The 597-nt window shown below is 69.3% G+C and carries 1 protein-coding gene; it reads right to left on the bottom strand.

Features of this window, described 5'->3' with window-relative positions; genetic code table 11:
- Window positions 1-597 (bottom strand): acyltransferase domain-containing protein (locus N5079_RS35135; RefSeq protein ID WP_261588541.1); only part of this gene is annotated, 597 nt, incomplete at both ends.

Below are 597 nucleotides of genomic sequence, written 5' to 3'. Positions count from 1 at the left end.
GTGATGCCCCAGGATTCGATGAGGCGGTAGAGGGAGATTTGGAGGGCGAACAGGGCGGGTTGGGTGTAGAGGGTCTGGTCGATGAGGTGGGGGTCGGTGGTGCCGAAGACGACGTCGCGGACGGAGGCGGGGGCCGGTTGGTCGTCTTGGCGGGCGAGGTGGGTGAGGTGGTGGTCGAGGTGGTCGGTGACGGTGTCGAAGGTGTGGGCGTAGAGGGGGAAGGTGTCGTAGAGCTGTCGTCCCATTCCGGTCCGTTGGCTGCCTTGGCCGGTGAACAGGAATGCCACTGCGGGGTTCGCGCCGGCCGTTCCGGTCACCACACCAGCCGCCGCGCCCGATACCGCGCGTGAGGTGGTGCCTGCGGGGGCGGTGGGTGAGGCGAGTGCCCGGGTTTCGTCGGTGAGGTCTTGGCGGGTTTCGGCGATGATGACGGCGCGGTGTTCGAAGTGGGTGCGGGTGGTGGCCAGGGAGTAGCCGACGTCCACGGGGTTGAGGGTGGGGTGGGTGTCGAGATGGGCGGCCAGCCGTTCGGCCTGGGCGTGGAGCGCGGCACGGGACCGGCCGGAGATCACCCAGGGGACCACCGGCAGCCGTTGC

Source organism: Planotetraspora sp. A-T 1434 (assembly GCF_025420585.1).
In the GTDB taxonomy this organism is placed as follows: Bacteria; Actinomycetota; Actinomycetes; order Streptosporangiales; family Streptosporangiaceae; genus JAOEGB01.
This window is presented reverse-complemented; position numbering and strand designations above follow the sequence as displayed.